The following is a 21,073-nucleotide window of genomic DNA, read 5'->3' as shown; positions in this document are numbered from 1 at the left end:
TCCCGAATTGCCGTGTGGGCACGCGTTCGCGCGGCAATTCGGGACCACTCGATGGTGGATGCGGTCGGCGGGCGCGTCGGGCGCGCGTCAGCGGCCGTGCTCGGCCAGGATCTGGTCGACGTCGATGCGCTTCAGGAGCGCGCTCCAGTCGATCCGGCTCGCCTCGTCCGCCCTGTCCTCATCCGCGAAGACCTTGCCGCTGCGCTCCACGACGATGCCGGAGGGGAGCATCCTGTTCAGTTCGGCGAGGATCGCGTCGTCGACGGCCTCGGTGTCGAAGTCGGCTCCGACCGTGGCGTAGTAGTCGCCGGAGAGGGTGTACGACACGATTCCGGTCTCGATTCGGCTCATGCGCGGCAGTGTAGTCCCGGCATCCGACGGGAGCGTAGAGTGCGCCGCATGAGCGAACAGAACGCGCCGAAGCCCGCCCCGCCGCGCACCCAGGACCAGGCCGAGAAAGCCGAGGAGCCCCGCGAGGCCGACCAGCCTGAAACCGAGCCCAGGGACACCGAGCCCAGGGACACCGAGCCCCGCGACGCCGACGAGCTGACCGACGCCGTCACCGAGCTCGGCGCCGACGACGACGAGCGCCTCGACACCGTCGCCGAGCGCAACGCTTCCCTTCAGGAGCGCCTGCCCGGCGACGACGAGCTGCCCCTCACCAAGGGGTAGGCCGCACGGATCGCGCCCTGGTTGGGGGCCTGGAGGGCCGCGCATCCACTCGGTACGGTTGCGCGGTGGAGAACAGCCAACGGATGCGCGACAGGGTCGCCGGATACGCGGTGATGGAGCAGGTCGTCCGGTTGCACGACGACGTCCCTCCGCGGACGGCCGTCGCCCGCGCGTTCGGGGTGCGGCCGGTGACGCCCGACGCCCGGCCGTGGTTCGCCGGCGCCCTCGGCGAGCGCGAGGTGGGCGCAGTGCTGGACAGGCTCCCCGACGGCTGGACGGCGTTCCACGCGCTCCCCGTCGGCTCCGGCGACGCCGACATCGACCACCTCGTCGTCGGCCCTGGCGGCGTGTTCGCCGTGAACACGAAGAGCCACCAGGGCGCAGAGGTGTGGGTGGGCGAGCGCGCCGTCCTGGTGAACGGCGCGAAGAAGCCGTACCTGCGCAACTCCGAGTTCGAGGCGTCGCGGATCAGGAAGGTGCTCGCCACGGCGGGCTTGATCGCTCCGGTGAATGCCGTCGTCGCCGTCGTCGGTGCGAGGAAGCTGACCGTGCGTCAGCAGCCGGCCCGCGTCGCCGTCCTGAGCGCGGACGGCCTGAACCGCTGGCTCACCCGGCGTCCTGCCGTGATCGACGCCGCGACCGTCGCCGCGATCGTGCGGGTCGTCGACGACCCTGCCACCTGGCGCACCAGCCTGCAGAGCCCGGCGCCGGAGCGCTGCGACCCGGCGAACGCCGACACCGTCGAACGCTTCGACGCCATCGCCCGCGAAGACCGCTCCGCCCGCGTCGTGCGGCTGGGCTGGCTGCTCGCGGTCGCGCTGAGCGCCGTCGCGATCGCGCTGCCGTTCCTGCCGGGCGCCCTGCTCGGGCGCTGAGCCGCTCGGGCGCCGAGCCCGCTCGGGCGCCGAGCCCGCCCGGCAGCCGACGCCGCTACTGCACCGCCGGGGTCGCCGCGGTGCGCATCCGGAGCTCGATCGCGCCGTCCGCCTCCTCCAGGGCGAGCGACACCACGACTGACTGCAGCTCGGACAGCGAACGTAGGTGCGTCCCGCCGCACGGGATCTCGACCGTCCCGTCCGGCAGGGCGCAGCGCCAGGTGCGCCGCTCCCCCAGGCCGTCGCCGTCGCGGACGATCGACACGGCCGCTCCGGTGGTCAGCCACTCCGCGAGCTGCGCGTTCGCCGCCGCTTCGACGCCCGCCAGTGCCTCGGCGAGTTCCGCGGCCCGGAAGCCTTTCTTCCGCAGGCTCTTGCCGATGCGGTAGGTGTCGAGCGACCCGTCGGGCAGGATGCGCGACTCGGTGATCGCGAGCTGGTCGAAGTTCGGATTGCCGCGCCCGTCCACCGCGACCTCCTTGCTCCACAGCGACGCGAGTGCGCCGTTGAGCGCGAGCGACGCCAGGTGGCAGCCGGTGTGCCCGGCCGACAGAGCGCGCCGCACCGCCGGATCGACGGTCACCGTGACGGGTGTGCCCGGCTCCAGGCCTGCCGCGTCCTCCACGAGGTGGCAGACGACGAACGCCCAGCCCTCCGTGCCCGTGCGGACCGGCGCATCCCCGACGAACAGGCTCTCGCCGTCGATCGCCCCGACCACGGCGCCGACCAGTGGATGCACGACCCCGTCCGCCGACAGCGTCCCCTCATCGGCCGGCTGGTCCGGCCAGACAGGGTCGACGGCGTGGAAGGCTGTCCGGTCGAGGACGATCGCCGTGCGGCCGCCCTCGACCGGCTGTGCGATGAGCACGGTGCCTGTCGAGGTGACGTCGCCGTCCGGGTATGTGACGATGGTGTCCGCATCGATGCTGGTGGTGTCGACGGGATGGGCGAGAGGGAAGCTCATCCGTCCAGCGTACGAGACGCGCTGCCCTACTCCTTGGTGAGCGAGTCGACGTACTGCTGGTGCTCGTGCATCCACTTCGTCACGATCGGGTCGTAGTTGCTCGTCGTCTTGCCGTTGAACATGTCGTTCTCGAGCGAGTAGAGCAGCTTCGAGTCGAGCGTGAATGACTTCACCCAGGTGGCGACCTCCGGGAACTTCTTCTCGAAGTCGGCGCTGCCGATCGAGTGGATCGACTCCGCCGTGCCGAGCGTGTTCTTCGGGTCCTTGAGGTCCTTCAGGTCGAACTGGTCGTACGCCCAGTGCGGGCGCCACAGCGTGACGGCGATGTTGTCCTTGCTCTTCATCGCGCTGGTCAGCTCGGCGAGCATAGCGGGCGTGGAGGACGTCATGAAGTCGAGCTTCCCGAGGCCGTACTCGGGGATGACCTTGTTCTGCGTCGCCTCGGTGAGGCCGGCGCCCGGCTCGATGCCGACCAGGCGGTTGCCGAACTCGTCCGCGTGCGCAGCGAGCTCATCCAGCGAGTCGATCGGGGCGTCCTTGTTCACCGCGATGGTGAGCTTCGCCTCGTCGTTCCAGGCTCCGAGGTCGACGAGCGAGTCGCCGTACTTCTTCAGGTACGCCTCGTGCGTCGTCGGCAGCCAGCCGTCGAAGGCCACGTCGTAGTCACCTGTGCTGAGACCGGCGAAGGCGGGGCCGGCGTCCGCGTACTCGAACTTCACGCTGTAGCCCTTCTCCTCCAGCACGTGCTTCCAGAGGTAGGACGCCGCCTCGCCCTCCGGCCAGCCATTGAAGACGGCGACCGTGATCTCGCCCTTGGACGCGTCCGCCTGCGAGACCGCAGCGATGCTGGTGCCGGCGACGGCGACGAGGGCCGCAGCGCCCAGCGCCGCCAGTGCCCGCTTCGGCATCCTGGTGCGGGCGGCGCCGACCGATGCGGTGAGCCTGTCGAGGATGATGGCGATGATGACCACGGAGAGACCGGCTTCGAAGCCGAGTCCGACATCCACCCGGCTGAGCGCCTGGACGATGTCGCGGCCGAGCCCGCCGGCGCCGACCATTCCGGCGATGACGACCATCGAGAGCGACAGCATGATCACCTGGTTCACCCCGGCGAGGATCGACGGCATGGCCAGCGGCAACTGGATCTGACGCAGGATGCGCCGCGGCGACGATCCGAACGCCCGCCCCGCCTCGACGATCTCGCTGTCGACGCCGCGGATCCCGAGCTCGGTCAGCCGCACACCAGGGGCCATAGCGAAGATGATCGTCGCGACGATGCCGGGGACGACGCCCACCCGGAACAGAATGAGGGCCGGAATGAGGTACACGAACGCCGGCATCGTCTGCATGAAGTCGAGCACCGGCCGGATGATCGCGGACGCCGTCTTCGACCGCGCGGCGAGGATGCCGAGCGGAACGCTCAGCGCGACAGCGATGGCCGCGGCGACGATCACGAGGGCGAGCGTGTCCATCGCGTTCGACCACTGGTCGATGCCCGCGATGACCAGCAGACCCACGACCGTGCCCGCGCCGAATACCCACCCGCGCAGCCAGACGCCGAGCACAGCGAAGATCAGGATGATGCCCCAGAACGGCGGGGTCTGGAGCACCCAGTCCATGCCGTCGTACAGGCCGGTGAACGCCGTGCGGATCACATCGAACACGGGACCGAAGAACTCCGTGACGAAGTCGACGACGCTGGTCGCCCAGTCGCCGAGAGGAAGCCGGACATCCATCAGCGCACCCCCTCGAGCTCGGTCTCTCCTCCGTCTCGCGCAGCAGCTCCCGCCGCCGTGTCGAGCAGAGTCTGGTTCATGACATCCGCGGGAATGGTAGCCGGCGGCTCCACGATGATCGGGATCTCCGTGGTCTCGCTCGTCACGTTGCCGAGCGCGGCCAGGAGCGTGACGCGCGGGATCACGCCGAGAAGACGGTGGTTGTCGTCCACGACGGCGAGCGGGAGGTCGCTGCCGACCGACAGCTCCACGAGCTCGCTCAGCACCTCGTCGCGGGAGACGGAGGCGATGCCGCCGTCGATCACGGTCGACAGGTCGGACTGGCCGTCGCGGACCTGGCGCATCACGTCGCGGTCGCGCACGGCGCCGAGCAGACGCCTGCCGTGGCCGACGACGAACGCCGCAGAGGTCTGCAGGTCGCGCATCGTCCGCACCGCGGCGCGCGGACCGGCCGCGACGGTGACGAGCGCGCGAACGGGCTCCATCACGCTCGCCGCGGTGAGCACGCGGGCGCGATCGACGTCCTGCACGAAGCTCTCGACGTAGTCGTTGGCCGGGTCGGTGAGGATCTCCTCCGGCGTCCCGATCTGAACGACGCGGCCGTCGCGCATCACGGCGATCCTGTCGCCGAGGAACATGGCCTCGTTGAGGTCATGGGTGATGAAGACGATGGTCTTGCCGAGCTGGCTCTGCAGTTCGAGAAGCTGCTCCTGCATCTCGCGCCGGATGAGCGGGTCGAGTGCGGAGAACGCCTCGTCCATCAGGAGCACGTCGGTGTCAGCGGCGAGGGCGCGGCCGAGACCGACGCGCTGCTGCATCCCGCCGGAGAGCTCGCCGGGCAGCTTGTCTCCCCAGCCGGACAGACCGACCAGGTCGAGGACGGTCTCCGCCTTGGCGCGTCGCTCTGCGATCGGGACGCCCTGGACTTCGAGTCCGTACGCGATGTTGTCGAGCACGGTGCGATGCGGGAGCAGGGCGAAGTGCTGGAACACCATCGAGATGTGCTTCTGGCGCACCTCGCGCAGCTTCCCCGACGGCAGACCGGTGATGGTGGTGCCCATCACATCCACGTCGCCTGCGGTCGGCTCGAGGAGGCCGTTCAGCAGGCGGATGAGGGTGGACTTTCCGGAGCCGGACAGGCCCATGACTACGAAGATCTCCCCGGCCTTCACGGAGAAGCTCGCATCGATGACCGCCGCCGTCCCCGAGGCGGTCACGTCGTCGCGGGTCGCCCCGCTCTTCAACCGGCGGACGACGTCACCGGGTTTGCGTCCGAACACTTTGTACAGATTCCGCGCTTCGACGGCGGCAGTTTCGCTCACGTTATCTCCGTGGCACGCGCAATACAGCCTCTGCGTGCTCGTGGTTGCGCCCGGGTGGGCAGCGTGAACAGCGGGCGACTCAAGCGCATCGTTCGACGCGCGAATCACCGGCTGCCGACGCGCCATCGGGGCACGCCCACACCGCCCGACCGTACGCTCCGACCTGCAGGGCCGGTGTACACCTCGGCCCCGGTTCCCGGAGCGCGGGCTGGGTTATTGCGGCCCCGTCTCAGTCGGTCGCGGTTCAGCCGGTGGCGGCGAACGGGGCGACTCGACGCTATCAATGTGTTTGTACAGAAAGCCAATCGGGATTCAGCATTTGACCATGCATTCCCCTGTCGGCATATGCCCGCATCCGCGCCGTGATGCGGATCGCTCGGGCACTGGCATCGTTACCTTTCCGTTACCTGGGTGCGCCTCCCGCAGACCCCTCTTCCACCGGAGCGTGGATGTGCGGCAGACTCTCCCCATGACCTCGGACACCGGCGATCACGCCTGGCAGCGCGTCCCGATCGACGCCCAGAGCGTCGACGCGCCCCTGTCCCGTTCCGCCGTCTTCCTCGTGGTCTCCGTGGCCGACAACGACGAGGCGTTCGCCATCGTCAAAGACGTGCTCTCCGGCCTCTCCGACCTGGTGAAGACGGTCGGCTTCCGCGACCTGAACGCGCACCTGTCCTGCAATGTCGCGGTCGGCGCGGCGATCTGGTCCAGGCTGACCGGCCGCGGCCTCCCCCGCGAACTGCACCCGTTCGCCGAGATCCGCGGGCCGGTGCACACCGCCGTGTCGACACCGGGCGACCTGCTGTTCCACATCCGGGCGGAGCGCAGCGACTTCACCTTCGAGTTCGAGCGCCTGCTGCTGTCAGCGCTCGGCGACGCGGTGGAGCTGGTGGACGAGGTCACCGGGTTCCGCTACTTCGACTCCCGCGACCTGCTCGGCTTCGTCGACGGAACGGCCAATCCGACCGGAGGCGAGATGGCCTCGTCGACCCTCGTGGGCGACGAGGACCCGGAGTTCGCCGGGGGCAGCTACGTGGTGGTGCAGAAGTACCTGCACGACCTCGGGAAGTGGGGCTCGCTTCCGGCCCAGGCGCAGGAGGGCGTGATCGGTCGGACCAAGATCGACAACGTCGAACTGGACGACGCCGAGCACGGCCAGAAGTCGCACAAGACCCTCGCGACCATCACGGACGAGTCCGGCGTCGAGCACGACATCCTCCGCGACAACATGCCGTTCGGCCGCGCAGGTCACGGCGAGTTCGGCACGTACTTCATCGGATACTCGCGCGCACTCTGGGTGATCGAGCGGATGCTGCAGCGCATGTTCGTCGGAGACCCTGAGGGCAGCTACGACCGCATCCTCGACTTCTCCACGGCGACGACGGGCACCACGTTCTTCGCCCCGTCCCGCGCCATCCTGGACTCCCTCGGCGACTGACCGCCCCTCCGCCACGCCCCAGCGTGCCGGACACCCCCGTCTCCGCAGGAGAAGCGGCTCGCATCCACCGCAGACTCCGTCCAGAAGGAGAATCCGTCGGCGTGCCGGCCGAGTTCTCCTGCAATACCTCGCGCATCCCGTAACACTGCGACCCGCGCATTGCCCGCGCAGCACGGGATGCGCCATGCTGAAAGACCCCCCGCAGCACCAGCACCAGCACCACACCCTCAGCTCACCGCTCTCTCACACAGCCCGGAGTCGCCATGTCCCGTCGTCGCATCCTCACCGTCGCAGCCGTCGTCGCTGCCGCTCTCGCCCTCACGGGATGCGCGTCCGGCTCCGGCTCCACCGGCACCAGCAGCGCGAAGGCCGACGACGCATACATCACGCCAGGCAAGCTCACCATCGGCACCGCTGAGCCCGCGTACTCGCCGTGGGTGATCGACGACAAGCCGGAGTCCGGAAAGGGCTTCGAGTCGGCCGTCGCGTACGCCGTCGCCGACAAGCTCGGCTTCGCCAAGAAGGACGTGACCTGGGTGCGCACCACCTTCGACCAGGCCATCGCGCCCGGCCCGAAGACGTTCGACTTCAACCTGCAGCAGTTCTCCATCACCGACGAGCGCAAGAAGGCCGTCGACTTCTCCTCTCCGTACTACGAGACCACGCAGGTCGTCGTCACCATCGGCTCCTCCCCCGCAGCGAAGGCCACGTCGCTGGCCGACCTGAAAAAGCTCGCCATCGGCGCCCAGTCGGCGACCACGAGCTTCGCCGCCGCAGAGAAGGAGATCGCGCCGACCGGCGGCGTGCAGGCGTTCAACTCGAACGACGACGCCAAGCTCGCCCTGGAGAACAAACAGGTGGATGCGATCGTCGTCGACCTGCCGACCGCGTTCTACCTGCGCGACGCCGAGCTGAAGGACGGGAAGATCGTCGGCCAGCTCCCGAAGGCGTCCGGTCAGGACGGCGACCGGTTCGGCCTGGTGCTGCCCAAGGGCAGCGCCCTCACCGCCAAGATCACGGCGGCCGTCGACGCGCTCCGCACCGACGGCACCCTCGACAAACTCGCCGAGAAGTGGCTCGCCACGGACGGCAACGCCCCGGTGCTCAAGTAACGGCGCGAAAGCGCTAGCGTTCAACGGGTGAGCACCATCCAGCCGCCAGGAGCGCCCGAGCCGGGCGCGCCAACGCCGGGCGCTGCGCAGCCCGGCCGCGTCGAGCCCAGCGCCGTCGAGCCCAGCCGCGTCGAGCCCAGCCGCGTCGAGCCCAGCGCCGTCGAGCTCGATCGCCGCGCCTTCCGGAAGAAGCAGACCACCCGCTCGGTGCTGATCAGCCTCGCCAGCACCATCGTCGTCGCCGTGCTTGCCTGGATCTTCGTGATCAACACGCCGGGCTGGGCGGCGGTGCAGCAGACCTTCTTCGATCCCGCCGTCGCCGTGCAGGCGTGGCCGAGGGTGTTCGACGGGCTGCTGTTGAACATCCGGGTGCTGATCGTCGCGGCGATCGGCGTGCTGATCGTGAGCATCCTGATCGCCACCACGCGCACCCTGCGCGGGCCGATCTTCTTCCCGCTGCGCGCTCTGGCGGCCGGCTACACCGACCTGTTCCGCGGGATGCCGCTCATCATCGTGCTCTACCTGGTCGGCTTCGGGCTTCCCGGCCTCGGCGTCTTCCCGCGGATGCCGGCCGAGTTCTGGGGCACCATCGCGCTCATCCTGGTGTACTCGGCGTACGTCTCCGAGGTGTTCCGCGCCGGGATCGAGGCCGTGCATCCATCGCAGCGGCTCGCCGCCCGCGGCCTGGGCCTCAGCCACTACCAGACGCTGCGGCTCGTGATCCTCCCGCAGGCCATCCGCAAGGTCACGCCGGCGCTGATGAACGATTTCGTCGCCATGCAGAAGGACGTGGGCCTCATCTCCATCCTGGGAGCAGTGGATGCGGTCCGCGCCGCCCAGATCGAGACCGCCGCCACCTACAACTTCACCCCGTACGTGCTGGCCGGTCTGCTGTTCGTGGTGCTCGCCCTGCCGATGATCCGGCTCACCGACTGGTACTCGGCCAGGGTGCGCAAGCGCGAACAGGTGGGGAGCATCGTATGAGCGAGCAGACGACGACGCCCGCGCCGGGAGCGGCTCCCGCCCCTGGTCCCACTCCCGTCCTGCGGCTGACCGGGCTGCGCAAGCGGTTCGGCGACACCGAGGTGCTGCGCGGCATCGACCTCGACGTGCAGCGTCACGAGGTGGTCGCGCTGATCGGCGCGAGCGGTTCGGGCAAGTCGACGCTGCTGCGCACGATCAACCTGCTGGAGCGCATCGACGACGGCCAGATCTTCCTCGGCGACGACGACATCAGCGACCCCCGCACCAGGATGGACGCCGTCCGCGGCCGGATCGGCGTCGTGTTCCAGCACTACAACCTGTTCCCACACCTGTCCGTGCTCGACAACGTGACGCTCGCCAGCCGCCGGGTGCACCGCATCCCGAGGAGAGCGGCGGAGGCGAAGGCGCACGAGCTGCTGGACGCGATCGGCCTCGGCGACAAGGCGAAGGAGTTCCCGGATCGGCTCTCCGGCGGCCAGCAGCAGAGGGCGGCCATCGTGCGCGCCATCGCCACGGACCCCGAGCTGCTGCTGCTCGACGAGGTCACCAGCGCCCTCGACCCCGAGCTGGTCGGCGAGGTCCTCGAGCTCGTGCGCGACCTCAAGGCGTCCGGCACGACCATCGTCATGGCCACCCACGAGATGGCGTTCGCGCGGGATGTGGCCGACCGGGTCGTGTTCCTCGACGCCGGTGTCGTGGCCGAGCAGGGACCGCCCGCTCAGCTCTTCGGAGCGCCACGGGAGCCGCGCACGCGCGCGTTCCTCTCCCGCTTCTCCGGCTGGGTCGCGTAGCGCCGGAGTCAAGCCGGAACGGGGCGTGTTACGGCGGCCCCGCAACAAAAGAAACAGGCTGTCATCTTCGTGGCACCGGATGCGCGGACCGGGATACAACTGTCCGATCATGTCGCGCATCTTCACAAGCAGATTCAACCCGGGCAAGGCCCGCTGGGAGCTGGTCGTCAGCCCGAAAGGCGACGTGTACGCGTTCCCGCTGACCCTCGCCATCGCGCAGCGTCAGGTGCTCGACGGCCACCGCCGCTACCTTGTCGGCCATGTTGTGAAAGGCACGCAGACCTGGACGGCCAGCGGCCCGTCCGGCCTCGTCTTCGGCACGACGTTCCCGTCCCTGCCGTCCGCGCTCGAAGCCATCGCAGACGAGGTCGACCTGGCGCCGGTGCCGTAGCGCGCGCTTCCGCAGGACTTCCGCGCCGACACGCCGCCCGAATCTCCTTCCGAACGGAGTTCACGCCCAGTGTCTCCCGTACCTCCGTCCCAGCGGAGTACAGACCTGCTCCGGCATCGCCTTCCTGACGGAGGAACACGGGTGTCGCGCCGGGAACTCCGTTCGGAAGGAGATTCGCGCGGCGTGGCGCGACGGTTCTCCTTTCGGACGGAGACGCGGCTACGCGGCCGACTTCGCCAGGGCGTCCTCGAGGGCGACCCAGGGCAGCATCGCGCACTTGATGCGGGTGACGTACTTCGAGACGCCGGCGAGGGCCACGGCGTCGCCGAGCAGTTCCTCGTCGCCGTCGATCGCGCCCTTCGACTGCATCAGCTCGCGGAACGCCGCGACCGCATCCGTGAGCTGCTCGCGCGACACGTCGTGCACGATGTCGCTCAGCAGCGACGCCGACGCCGTGGAGATGGAGCAGCCGTGCCCCTCCCAACTGATCGACGCGACGCCCCCGGCGGCCGATGGATGCACGTTGAGCGTCACCTCGTCGCCGCACGTCGGGTTGAGCTGGTGCGAACTGCCGGCCGCCCCGAGCTGGAGGCCGTAGCCGTGCTTCTGCTTGGCGTGGTCGAGGATGACCTGCTGGTAGAGGTTCTGAAGGTCGGACGAGCTCATCGGTCCACTCCGAAGAAGGCGCGGGCGTCGGCGACCGCGGCGACGGCCGCATCCACCTCGTCCGCGGTGTTGTACAGGTAGGTGCTGATGCGCGTGCTGGCGGTGGCGCCGAACCGGCGGTGCACCGGCTGCGCGCAGTGGTGGCCGACGCGCACGGCGATGCCGCGGTCGTCGAGGAACTGGCCGACGTCGTGCGAGTGGATGCCGTCCACGACGAAGCTCGCGAGCCCGACGCGCGGAACCCCGCGTCCCGGGCCGAGCACGCGCACGCCGGGGATCTCCGCCAGGCCGTCCAGGATGCGCGCCCCCAGCGCTTCCTCGTGGGCTTCGATCGCGCGCATCCCGACCTGGTCGAGGTAGTCGACGGCCGCGGCGAGCGCGACCGCCTGCGAGACCCGCTGCGTGCCCGCCTCGAAGCGCTGGGGTGCCGGCAGGTACTCGGCTGCCGTGAGCGTGACGGTGGTGATCATCGAGCCGCCGGTGAGGAACGGCGGGAGCGCGCCCAGGAGGTCGCGGCGTCCGTAGAGTGCGCCGACCCCGGTCGGGCCGAGCATCTTGTGGCCGGAGAACACGGCGAAGTCCACGTCGAGCGCGTGCAGGTCGAGCGCGAGGTGCGGCGCGGACTGGCAGGCGTCGAGCACGGTCAGCGCGCCGACCTCGCGGGCGAGGGCGACGAGCGTCTCGACCGGGTTGATCGCGCCGAGCACGTTGGAGACGTGCGTGAACGCGACGATTTTCGTGCGCCCGCCGATGACGCTCGCGGCTTCGTCGAGACGGAGCCGGCCGTCGTCGTGCAGGCCGATGACCCTGAGGGTCGCGCCCGTGCGGGCGGCGAGCTCCTGCCAGGGCACCAGGTTGGCGTGGTGCTCCGACTCGGTGACGACGATCTCGTCGCCCTCCCCGATCCGGAATCGGGCGGCCTCGTCTCCCCCGCGCCCGAGCGACGCGTTGGAGATGCTGTACGCGAGCAGGTTGACGCCCTCGGTGGCGTTGGAGGTCCAGACCAGTTCGTCAGCGTCGATGCCGACGAACGCCGCGACCCGCGCCCTGGCGTCCTCGAACAGCTCGGTGGCCTCGCCGGCGGTGGTGTGCGCGCCGCGGTGCACGGCCGAGGTGTACCGCTCGACGAACGCTCGTTCGGCGTCGAGGACCTGGCGCGGCTTCTGCGAGGTGGCGCCGGAGTCGAGATAGACGAACGGATGCCCGTTGACCTCGCGCGCGAGGATCGGGAAATCCGCACGGATGCGGGCGATGTCGATGGTGTCGGTGTACATGCGTTGAAAACCTTACTTCCTCTGACTGCAATGCAGTCGAGGGTTACGGCATTCCCGGATGCGCGACCCGGCCACCATCGAGTGGTCCCGAATTGCCGTCGCGGCGTGCGGGCGCACGGCAATTCGGGACCACTCGATGCTGCGTGAGGGCGGCGGTCAGGAGTCGCGGCCGACGGGCGGCTCGCCGACGAACTGGTGGGCCTCCGAGGCGAGCTCCGGCCAGTCTTCGACGTCGGCGATTCCGACCCACGAGCCCCGTGCATCCACCACGCCTCCGGATGCCAGGGACGCGACCCCGCGGTCCACCAGGTCGAGCGCACGGGAGGCAGGCAGGTCGAGCACGAGCGTGTCGCCGTCGAGGAAGGCGAACAGCTTCCCGTGCACGTGGAGACCCTTCTCCGTGGCGACCACGTCGTCGTCCGGATCTTCGAGCAGACGGGTGGCGAGCAGGTCGAAGGCGACGTTCGGTGATGCGTCTGTCATGGCGCGATGCTAGGCCAGGATGCCCACGCGCGACAAGCTTCGCGCCGCGATTCGCCGAGTGGTCCCGAATTGCCGTGGCAGCGTGCCGGCGCACGGCAATTCGGGACCACTCGACGGGTGAACCGGCCCGAACCCTGGCGCGTCGGACCGCATCCCGCTATCGTGCTCGCAGACCCCCATTCGGGGGTGGACCCCCTCGACCGATTGGTGTTGCGATGTTGCTCCGGTCCTCTGTGAAAACCTCCCGTCCCCGCCGCCTGGCGGCCGGTGCGGCCGGCGTGCTCGCGCTCGTCGTCGGCTTCGGCGTCGTCGACGCGTCCGCCGCGTCCGCCTGGGACCCGGGGCCGGGCCACGGCCAGCAGCAGCAACTCGCGCCGCGAACGGCGTTCACCATGGCGGCGGACGGGTCGAGCGGCGCGACCGCCGGGGGCGAGGGCATCCCGAACATCGACTCGGTGAAGAAGACCATCGCCACCTACTACGGCGACCCGGGCACCGGCATCGCGAACAAGACCGCGTCGCCGTACATCAGCGAGATGTCGACGATCATCGCGGGCGAGACCGCCAGACTGCAGGCCGAGTACGCGGCGGCGAAGGCGAAGGGCCAGAAGCCGGCGATCGTCTTCGATGCCGACGACACCACGCTGTGGACCTACGACATGGAGGTGGCGGACATGCACTTCACCTTCAACCCGGCCGAGCAGGACGTCTGGGTGCAGGACCAGCGCTTCCCCGCCACCCCGGCGATGGTCGCGTTCGTGAACAAGGCGGCGGCCATCGGCTTCACCGTCTTCGGCCTCACCGGCCGCAACGACAACCAGAAGGCGGCCACCCTCGGCAACCTCGGCAAGGTCGGATACACCCCGTTCACCGCCGCGAACTTCTACACCAAGTGGACGGGGGTCGGCGCATCCCAGCAGCCCTCATACATCACCTGCGCCGCCGCTGCGTGCACCACCGTCGAGTACAAGGCCCTCACCAGGAAGCACATCCAGGACCTCGGCTACACGATCGACCTCAACGTGGGCGATCAGTGGTCCGACCTGCAGGGCGGCTACGCCGAGCGCGCGCTGAAGCTGCCGAACCCGACCTACTACCTGCCGTCGCCTGACCTGCCGGGCGTGAACGAGCCGACGCTGACCCCGCGCACGCACTTCACCATGGCGCCGGACGGCTCCAGCGGCGCGACGGCGGGAGGCGAGGGCATCCCGAACATCGACTCGGTGAAGAAAACCATCGCCACCTACTACGGCGACCCGGGCACCGGCATCGCGAACAAGACCGACTCCCCGTACATCCGCGAGATGCGCAGCCTGGTGCTGCGGCAGTTGCCCGTGCTGGCGGCGACCTGCTTCGTCGAGAAGAAGCTGCACAAGAACCCGGCGATCGTCCTCGACGCCGACGACACGACACTGTGGACCTACGACATGGAGGTGGCGGACATGCACTTCACCTTCAACCCGGCCGAGCAGGACGTCTGGGTGCAGGACCAGCGCTTCCCCGCCGCCCCGTCGATGACCACGCTCGCCACGGTCGCCCAGAAATCCGGATGCACGCTCATCGGCCTCACCGGACGCAACGACGACCAGAAGGCGGCCACCCTGGGCAACCTGGCGAAGGTCGGATACACCGGCTTCACCGCACCGAACTACTACACCAAGTGGACGGGTGTCGGCGCATCCCAGCAGCCGTCGTACATCACCTGCGCGACCGCCAAGTGCACGACCATCGAGTACAAGTCGCAGACCCGCAAGCACGTCGAGTCGGCGGCGGGCGGCAAATACGACATCGTCGCCAACTACGGCGACCAGTTCAGCGACCTGATCGGCGGCTCAGCCGACCGCGCGGTGAAGCTGCCGAACCCGACGTACTACCTGCCGTAGCTCAGCTCGTGCGAAAGGTGCGGTCGCGGGCGTCGCGACCGCACCTTTCGCACGAGTCGCACCCGGTATTCTCTTCCTCATGGTCGAACGCACGAACGGGTCCCCTTTGTATTTGATCGGCGGGATCGTCCTCGTGGCGGTCGGGCTCGGTGTCCCCCTGCTGATCGACGCCGCGAGCGGGTCGACGCAGTGGATCGTGCGCGGGGTCGGTGTGCTGGTCGCCGTCGGCGGCGGCGTGCTGATCGGGTTCTGGGTGCGTCACCGGCAGGGACGCTGACCGGCGATGAGGCTCGGAGTCCTCGACGTCGGTTCGAACACCATCCACCTGCTCGTCGTCGACGCGCATCCCGGCGCCCGGCCGATACCCGCGGCGACGCACAAGTCGGTGCTGCGTCTGATGCGGTACATCACGCCGGACGGCGCGATCAGCGACGAGGGCGCTCAGGCCATCCTCGACGCCATCGCGTCGGCCATGCGGGTCGCCGAGGCCGAGGGCATCGAGGAGCTACTGCCCTTCGCCACCTCCGCCATCCGTGAGGCCAGCAACGGTCCTGCGCTGCTCGCGCGCATCGCGGCAGAGACCGGCGTCGACCTGCAGGTGCTGTCCGGTGAGGACGAGGCGAAGCTGACCTTCCTGGCTGTGCGCCGCTGGTCCGGCTGGTCGGCCGGCGACCTCCTGCTGCTCGACATCGGCGGCGGATCGCTGGAGATCGCATCCGGACGCGACGAGTACCCCGACATCGCGGTCTCCGTGCCGCTCGGCGCCGGGCGAAGCACCATCGGTTTCCTCCACGACGATCCGCCCACCGAACCGCAGGTCGAGGCGCTCCGGATGCACGCCCGCTCCGTCCTGCAGGATGCGGTCGGCCGCTTCGACGGCCGCGCCTCCGGCGGCCACGTGGTCGGCACCTCCAAGACCATCCGCTCCCTCGCGCGCCTTGCTGGGTCGACGGCGGCAGGCCCTGGCGGCACCGAGCGCAGCCTGCTGCGGCGGTCGGAGCTCTCCGACTGGGTGCCGCGACTCGCCCAGCTTCCCGCGGAGGCGCGCACGGCGCTTCCGGGGATCACGGCCGACCGCACGTTCCAGATCGTGGCGGGCGGCATCGTGCTGCGCGAGGCCATGCGCGCGTTCGGCGTGGACGAGCTCGAAGTGTGCCCGTGGGCGCTGCGCGAGGGCATCATCCTGCGCTACCTCGACCACCTCGGCTGAGGCCGCACCGCACCGCCCCGCGTCGCCCCACCCCGCCCGCGTCGCCCGCTACGACCCGCGCGGTACGGAGTCGATCAGCAGCCGCGTGTACGGATGCTGCGGCCTCTCCAGCAGCTCCGCCGTCGCGCCGCGCTCGACGATCTCGCCCGACCGCATCACCACGGTGCTCTCGCACACCCGGCGCACCACGGCGAGGTCGTGGCTGATGAACAGCACGGTCAGCCGCCTGGCCTCGCGGATCGCGCTGACGACGTCGAGCACCTGCGCCTGCACGGACACGTCGAGCGCGCTCGTCGCCTCGTCCATCACGAGCACGTCCGGTTCGATCGCGAGCGCCCTGGCGATGGCGACGCGCTGCCGCTGACCGCCGGAGAGGGTGCGCGGGCGCGCGTCGGCGTGGGTCTCGTCGAGGCCCACCTGGGCGAGGAGTGAGAGCACCCTGCTGCGCGCATCCCGGTCGGTGAGCGCGGTGTGCAGCCGCAGCGAGTCTTCGATGGCGCGACCGGCCGGGATGCGCGGGTCGAGCGAGAGGTACGGGTCCTGGAACACCATCTGCACGCTGCGGGCGTGGGCGAGCCGTTCCGCGCGGGTGCGCGGCGTGGTCGCCCGCTCCCTTCCGGCGATGCGGATGTCTCCGGTGTCCGCCCGTTCGAGGCCGACGATCATGCGCGCCAGCGTCGACTTCCCAGAGCCGGACTCCCCCACCACGCCGAGCGCTTCCCCTGCTGCGACGGCGATCGAGGTGTCGATCACGGCGCGCACAGCCTCCTTGCCCCGCGGATGGTACGTCTTCGAGAGCGACCGCGCCTCGAGCATCGGTGCGCCAGCGGCGGTGATTGCGGCAACCCTCGTGGATGGGCCAACCCCTGTGGATGCGCCAACCCGCCTGGATGCGCCGCCTCCCGTCCCGTCCGCCGTATCCCTCCCCAGTGTCGGCGTCGCCGCCACCAGCCGCCGGGTGTACGCCGCCGCCGGGCGCTGGAACACCTGCGCAGCGTCGCCCTCCTCCTCGATCCTGCCGCCGCTCATCACGTAGACCCTGTCGCACAGCGACGCCGCGAGGTTGAGGTCGTGGGTGATGAAGAGCATCCCCATCCCGCGCGCCGCCCGTTGCTCGGTGAGCACGGAGATGATCTCCGCCTGCGTGGTGACGTCGAGGGCGGTGGTCGGCTCGTCGCAGACCAGGAGCTGCGGGGACCCGGCGAGCGCGCCGGCGATCATGACGCGCTGGAGCATCCCACCGGAGAACTCGTGCGGGTACTGCCGCAGGTGCTCTTCCGGTCGCGGCAGGCGCACGGCGTGCAGCAGCTCGATGGCGCGGTCGCGCGCCGCGGAGGCCGACCAGCCGTCGCCGAGCCTGAGCGCTTCGGTGAGGTGGTCGCCGACCGTGCGCATCGGGTTGATCCCCGCGCGGGGGTCCTGGAAGATCATCGCTGCCCGCGTTCGGCGCAGGCGCAGCAGTTCCGCGCGCGACGCGCCGAGCACGTCCGAGCCTTCGAGGAGCACGGTGCCGCCCGTGGTCGCGCGGCCGGGCAGCAGCCCGAGCACGGCGCGGGCGGTGAGAGACTTGCCGGAGCCGGACTCGCCGACCAGGCCGACCGTCTCGCCGTCCGCGACGTGCAGCGAGACGGCGTGCAGCAGTCGTGTTCCGGTCGCCAGGTCGATGGTGAGCTGGGAGATGTCGAGGAGTGTCATGCGCCCGACCCGCCTCCGATCCTGTCCGAGAGTTCTTCGCCGACGATGTTGACGGCGACCACCACGATCACCACGGCCACCGCTGGCACGATGGCCGGGAGCAGGTGGCCGCCGACGATCCCGGCCTGCGCGTCGTTGATCATCGCGCCCCAGTCCGCCGTCGGCGCCTGAACGCCGAGACCGAGGAACGAGAGCCCGGCGAGCTCCGCGAGCACATAGCCGAAGTTGAGAGTGGACTGCGCTCCGACGATGGGCGACACGTTCGGCAGCACGCGGCGCAGCGCGATCCACCCTCCGGAGAAGCCCTGCACCCGGTACGCGGCCACGTACGGCCGGGTGCGCTCCGCGAGCACGAGCGACCTCGTGAGCCTCGCGACGAACGGCGCGTACGCGATGCTCATCGCGATCACCGGGGCGACGAGCCCTTTCCCGAACAGCGCCACCGCCATGATCGCGATGAGCAGCGACGGGAACGCGAACAGCACGTCGAAGACCCGGCCGAGCACGGCGTCGATCCAGCCGCCGCGCCAGGCGGCGAGCAGCCCGAGCAGGATGCCGACGATCGTGGAGGCGATCACCACGATGAGCGGCCCGAGCAGCGCCGTCCGCGCGCCGAAGATGAGCCGGCTCAGGGTGTCGCGCCCGAGAGCGTCGGCCCCGAGCCAGTGCGCGGGGCTCGGCAGCGCATAGATCGCGGCGAAGTCGATGTGGTCTGGATCGTACGGTGCGACGAGCGGCGCGAAGATCGCGGCGAGCGTCATCACGGCGAGCGCGACCAGGCTGATCGTCCAGCTCACGGTCGGCCGCGCGACTCTGGATGCACGGAGCACCTTCACGGCCATGGTCGGTGTGGTCATCGTGCTCCAGCTCCTGCTGCCGATCGGGGGTCGATCACGGGTTCGAGGACGTCGACCACCGCGTTGACGACCACGAAGGCCGTGACGACGAGGAGGACGATCGCCTGCACGACGGGGAAGTCGAGCCTGTCGACGGACTGGACGAGCAGTGAGCCGATCCCCGCGAGCCCGAACGCCGACTCGACGATGGTGCTGGCGACGAGCAGGCCTGCCACGAGCACGCCGCTCACGGTGACGATGGGCCCGATCGCGTTGCGCAGCACGTGGCGGCGGATCACGGTGGCCCTGGTGAGGCCCCTGCTGGTCGCGACCTCGACGTGCTCCCTGCCGAGCTGTTCGACCATCGACGTGCGGGTCACCTTGCCGATCAGAACGATGAACACGATGGCGAGCGCGATCGACGGCAGGATCAGGTGATAGATCGTGTCGGGCAGGCCGGTGCCGGAGCCGAACGACGGGAACCAGCCGAGCTGCACGGAGAAGACCGAGATCAGCACGATAGAGCCGACGAAGGACGGGATCGCCGCGAGGACCGTCAGCAGGATGAGGATGGCCCTGTCGAGCATCCTGCCCCTGTTGAGGGCGGCCACGATCCCGGCCGCGAGCCCGACGACCGTGATGATGAGCCCGGCGAGCACGACGAGTCCGAACGTCACCGGAAGCCGTTCGCCGATGACGGCGGACACCGACTGCCGGTACTGCAGCGACCTGCCGAAGTCGCCGTGCAGCATCCCGGCCACCCAGTTGACGTACTGCTGCCACGGCGGAAGGTTCAGTCCGTACTGCGCGGTGAGCTCCGCGACCGTCTCCGGGTTGGGCTTGCGGCCGCGGAGGAGGAAGCCGATCGGGTTGCCAGGCACGAGGAACCGGGAGAAGAACACCAGCAGCGAGGCGAGGAACAGGGTGAGCAGCAGCGAGCCGAGCTTGCCGAGCACCCGGCGGGCGACGGTCACCGGTCCGCCCTCCCGCCGAGGCTCGCGGCGACGCCCCGGTTACCGCGCGCCAATGGTGGCCGCCCAGGGGTAGTAGAGAAACGCGACGGACGGCGCGACGCCGGTGATGCGCTTACCGAGGTAGACCGTCATCGGCCCTTCGAACAGCGGCAGCCACGGGAGCTGCTCATTGGCGATCCGCTGCGCCTCCGCTGACTTCTCCGAGCGTTCGGCCGGGTCGTCGATGCCGGCGGCGGTGTTCACGATGTCGTCGAACGCCGGGTCCGACCAGTTGCCGTAGTTGCTGTAGTCGCCCGTCCGAAGCACCGAGTACATCTCCAGCGGATCGGGAGACGAGAGGTACCAGGAGGTGTAGAACAGGTCGGCGCCCGCGCGAGCGCTCGGATCGGTGAACAGCGTCGTGTACGTGTCCGGCGTCATCGTCTCGATCTTCGCTTTCAGCCCGATCGCCTCGGCTGCAGCGGCGGTCGCCTGCGCGACCACGCTGAAGTCGCTGCCGAGCGGCGCCGTCTTGATGACGATCTGCTTGCCGGTCGCCCCTGCCTTCTCCACGAGCGCCTTCGCGGCCTTCACGTCGTACGGGTATGTCTTCAGCCCGTCGAACGCCTTCGCCAGAGCGTCCGTGCTCGCACCGGACCACACCGAGCGTGTCGTCAGCGCGTTCGTCACCGAGCCGTAGCCCTTGGCCGCTGCGTCGACGATGCCCTGCCGGTCGAGCGCCATCAGGAGCGCCGTGCGCACGTTCAGGTCGCCGAGCGGCCCCGTGAGGTTGCCGACGATGAGACTGTTGACGGCGGTGTTGAGGCCGAAGTACAGGCCGCCGGAGCCAGACGCTTTGAGCTTGTCGATCGCATCCAGCGGGATCATCCAGCTCCCGTCGACCTGGCCGGAGGAGAGCGCGTTGGCGCGCGAGGTCGGATCGTTCATGAAGAGGATGGTGACTCTGCCTGCTTTGGCCTTCAGCTTCTGGTCCCAATAGTGGTCGTACCTGGTGAGCGTGATGCTCTCCCCCGACTTCCAGGAGGTGAACTCGAACGGCCCCGTGCAGTTGACGCCTCCTGTCGAGTTGCCATAGTCGGCGCCCTTCGCCGCCAGCGTGGCCGCCGACTCGATCACGCCGGCCGCTCCGCCCATCGCAAGGTTGAACTGGGAGTCCGGCTTCGTCGTGGTGACCGTGACCTGCATCGGCCCGGTCTGGTCGATGGATGCGACATTCTGGTACACGGAGAACCAGGACGAGCCGACGGCCGGGTCCAGGTGCCTGCGCATGGAGGCGACCGCATCCGCCGCCGTCAGGGGTGTGCCGTCGTGGAAGGTGACGCCGTCGCGGAGCTCGTAGACCCAGGTCAGTGGGGTGGGGTGGCTGAACGATGTGGCGAGGCTCGGCGAGAGCGTCCAGTCGGGATTGAGCCGGAGAAGCGACTCGCAGACGTTCGCCAGCACCTGGTTGTCCGGATAGTCGAACGCGTGCGTGTAGTCGAGCGAGAACGGCTCGGCGTACAGCGCCCAGGTGAACGAATCGATGTCGCCGGACGGCGCAGGGGTCTGCGCGGTCAGGGTGTACGACGGCTTGGCGGTGTTCGCTGCCGGGGTCTGCGCTGTGCAGGCGGCGAGGACGAGCGCGGCGCTGACGGCGCCTGCGACGGCGACGGCGAGACGCCTACGCCTGCGCCTGCTCGGGCGGGATGAGGACATGATGCGCTCCTTAGCTGGGGCGGTGCGAGGGCTGTGCGGTGCTGGGCTGTGCGTTGTGCGGGGGGGTGTTTC

At 69.6% G+C, this 21,073-nt stretch carries 21 protein-coding genes; 10 read left to right on the top strand and 11 right to left on the bottom strand.

Translation table 11 applies throughout. The features are described 5' to 3' along the window. Window positions 1-87: 87 nt before the first annotated feature. On the bottom strand, window positions 88-351 hold the full coding sequence (locus tag ACYVGI_RS05145) for a hypothetical protein (protein WP_460631595.1): 264 nt from the start codon (window positions 349-351) through the stop codon (window positions 88-90). A gap of 48 nt (window positions 352-399) precedes the next feature. On the opposite strand from ACYVGI_RS05145, the gene ACYVGI_RS05140 reads away from it, so the two are divergent. Then, entirely contained in the window at window positions 400-672 is a 273-nt protein-coding gene (locus tag ACYVGI_RS05140; protein WP_460631594.1) for a hypothetical protein, read from the top strand. A 65-nt stretch (window positions 673-737) separates the two neighbouring features. Next, on the top strand, window positions 738-1,547 hold the full coding sequence (locus tag ACYVGI_RS05135; protein WP_460631593.1) for a nuclease-related domain-containing protein: 810 nt from the start codon (window positions 738-740) through the stop codon (window positions 1,545-1,547). Between the two features lie 55 nt (window positions 1,548-1,602). On the opposite strand, the gene ACYVGI_RS05130 is transcribed toward ACYVGI_RS05135, so the two are convergent. Genes ACYVGI_RS05130 through ACYVGI_RS05120 form a run of 3 tightly spaced genes read right to left on the bottom strand, consistent with a single transcriptional unit; the run spans window position 1,603 to window position 5,569 of the window. Further along, a complete protein-coding gene (locus ACYVGI_RS05130; RefSeq protein WP_460631592.1) occupies window positions 1,603-2,511 on the bottom strand; it encodes an alanyl-tRNA editing protein in 909 nt (302 codons plus the stop codon). 26 nt (window positions 2,512-2,537) lie between these two features. Continuing rightward, complete coding sequence (locus ACYVGI_RS05125) at window positions 2,538-4,247, bottom strand: ABC transporter permease/substrate binding protein (RefSeq protein ID WP_460631591.1); 1,710 nt, start codon at window positions 4,245-4,247, stop codon at window positions 2,538-2,540. Continuing rightward, complete coding sequence (locus ACYVGI_RS05120) at window positions 4,247-5,569, bottom strand: quaternary amine ABC transporter ATP-binding protein (RefSeq protein WP_460631590.1); 1,323 nt, start codon at window positions 5,567-5,569, stop codon at window positions 4,247-4,249. Before ACYVGI_RS05120 ends, ACYVGI_RS05125 begins: the two co-directional genes overlap by 1 nt. A gap of 469 nt (window positions 5,570-6,038) precedes the next feature. Between ACYVGI_RS05120 and ACYVGI_RS05115 the strand changes: the two genes are divergently transcribed. From ACYVGI_RS05115 to ACYVGI_RS05095, 5 genes are all read left to right on the top strand, one after another. Next, window positions 6,039-7,007 carry a Dyp-type peroxidase gene (locus ACYVGI_RS05115; protein ID WP_460631589.1) on the top strand — a complete coding sequence of 323 codons (969 nt, stop codon included), beginning with the start codon at window positions 6,039-6,041 and terminating at the stop codon, window positions 7,005-7,007. 263 nt (window positions 7,008-7,270) lie between these two features. After that, on the top strand, window positions 7,271-8,119 hold the full coding sequence (locus tag ACYVGI_RS05110; protein ID WP_460631588.1) for an ABC transporter substrate-binding protein: 849 nt from the start codon (window positions 7,271-7,273) through the stop codon (window positions 8,117-8,119). Between the two features lie 207 nt (window positions 8,120-8,326). Then, window positions 8,327-9,103 carry an amino acid ABC transporter permease gene (locus ACYVGI_RS05105; RefSeq protein WP_460632403.1) on the top strand — a complete coding sequence of 259 codons (777 nt, stop codon included), beginning with the start codon at window positions 8,327-8,329 and terminating at the stop codon, window positions 9,101-9,103. Continuing rightward, window positions 9,100-9,894, top strand: a complete 795-nt coding sequence (locus ACYVGI_RS05100) for an amino acid ABC transporter ATP-binding protein (protein WP_460631587.1) — start codon at window positions 9,100-9,102, stop codon at window positions 9,892-9,894. Before ACYVGI_RS05105 ends, ACYVGI_RS05100 begins: the two co-directional genes overlap by 4 nt. A 109-nt stretch (window positions 9,895-10,003) precedes the next feature. Continuing rightward, window positions 10,004-10,285, top strand: a complete 282-nt coding sequence (locus ACYVGI_RS05095; protein ID WP_460631586.1) for a hypothetical protein — start codon at window positions 10,004-10,006, stop codon at window positions 10,283-10,285. 219 nt (window positions 10,286-10,504) lie between these two features. Here the strand turns inward: ACYVGI_RS05095 and sufU are convergent, their stop codons facing one another. The 3 genes from sufU to ACYVGI_RS05080 form a co-directional block, all read right to left on the bottom strand. Next, window positions 10,505-10,951 carry a Fe-S cluster assembly sulfur transfer protein SufU gene (gene sufU / locus ACYVGI_RS05090; RefSeq protein ID WP_460631585.1) on the bottom strand — a complete coding sequence of 149 codons (447 nt, stop codon included), beginning with the start codon at window positions 10,949-10,951 and terminating at the stop codon, window positions 10,505-10,507. Further along, a complete protein-coding gene (locus ACYVGI_RS05085) occupies window positions 10,948-12,225 on the bottom strand; it encodes a SufS family cysteine desulfurase (protein ID WP_460631584.1) in 1,278 nt (425 codons plus the stop codon). Before ACYVGI_RS05085 ends, sufU begins: the two co-directional genes overlap by 4 nt. A gap of 156 nt (window positions 12,226-12,381) precedes the next feature. After that, window positions 12,382-12,708, bottom strand: a complete 327-nt coding sequence (locus tag ACYVGI_RS05080) for a hypothetical protein (RefSeq protein WP_460631583.1) — start codon at window positions 12,706-12,708, stop codon at window positions 12,382-12,384. 233 nt (window positions 12,709-12,941) lie between these two features. On the opposite strand from ACYVGI_RS05080, the gene ACYVGI_RS05075 reads away from it, so the two are divergent. The 3 genes from ACYVGI_RS05075 (at window position 12,942) to ACYVGI_RS05065 (ending at window position 15,801) form a co-directional block, all read left to right on the top strand. Then, a complete protein-coding gene (locus ACYVGI_RS05075) occupies window positions 12,942-14,591 on the top strand; it encodes an HAD family acid phosphatase (RefSeq protein WP_460631582.1) in 1,650 nt (549 codons plus the stop codon). Between the two features lie 79 nt (window positions 14,592-14,670). Continuing rightward, window positions 14,671-14,868 (top strand): hypothetical protein, encoded by a 198-nt coding sequence (locus ACYVGI_RS05070; protein WP_460631581.1) that lies wholly within the window; start codon window positions 14,671-14,673, stop codon window positions 14,866-14,868. Window positions 14,869-14,874: 6 nt separating this feature from the next. After that, window positions 14,875-15,801 (top strand): Ppx/GppA family phosphatase, encoded by a 927-nt coding sequence (locus tag ACYVGI_RS05065; protein WP_460631580.1) that lies wholly within the window; start codon window positions 14,875-14,877, stop codon window positions 15,799-15,801. 48 nt (window positions 15,802-15,849) lie between these two features. On the opposite strand, the gene ACYVGI_RS05060 is transcribed toward ACYVGI_RS05065, so the two are convergent. Genes ACYVGI_RS05060 through ACYVGI_RS05045 form a run of 4 tightly spaced genes read right to left on the bottom strand, consistent with a single transcriptional unit; the run spans window position 15,850 to window position 21,001 of the window. Continuing rightward, a complete protein-coding gene (locus ACYVGI_RS05060) occupies window positions 15,850-17,496 on the bottom strand; it encodes a dipeptide ABC transporter ATP-binding protein (RefSeq protein WP_460631579.1) in 1,647 nt (548 codons plus the stop codon). Further along, entirely contained in the window at window positions 17,493-18,353 is an 861-nt protein-coding gene (locus ACYVGI_RS05055; RefSeq protein WP_460631578.1) for an ABC transporter permease, read from the bottom strand. Before ACYVGI_RS05055 ends, ACYVGI_RS05060 begins: the two co-directional genes overlap by 4 nt. Then, window positions 18,350-19,306 carry an ABC transporter permease gene (locus ACYVGI_RS05050; RefSeq protein WP_460631577.1) on the bottom strand — a complete coding sequence of 319 codons (957 nt, stop codon included), beginning with the start codon at window positions 19,304-19,306 and terminating at the stop codon, window positions 18,350-18,352. The genes ACYVGI_RS05055 and ACYVGI_RS05050 overlap by 4 nt, the downstream gene beginning before the upstream one ends. Window positions 19,307-19,345: 39 nt before the next feature. Then, window positions 19,346-21,001, bottom strand: coding sequence for an ABC transporter substrate-binding protein (locus tag ACYVGI_RS05045; RefSeq protein WP_460631576.1), 1,656 nt, complete (start codon window positions 20,999-21,001; stop codon window positions 19,346-19,348). Between the last annotated feature and the right edge of the window lie 72 nt (window positions 21,002-21,073).

It is taken from the genome of Leifsonia lichenia, from assembly GCF_054780215.1.
This window is presented reverse-complemented; position numbering and strand designations above follow the sequence as displayed.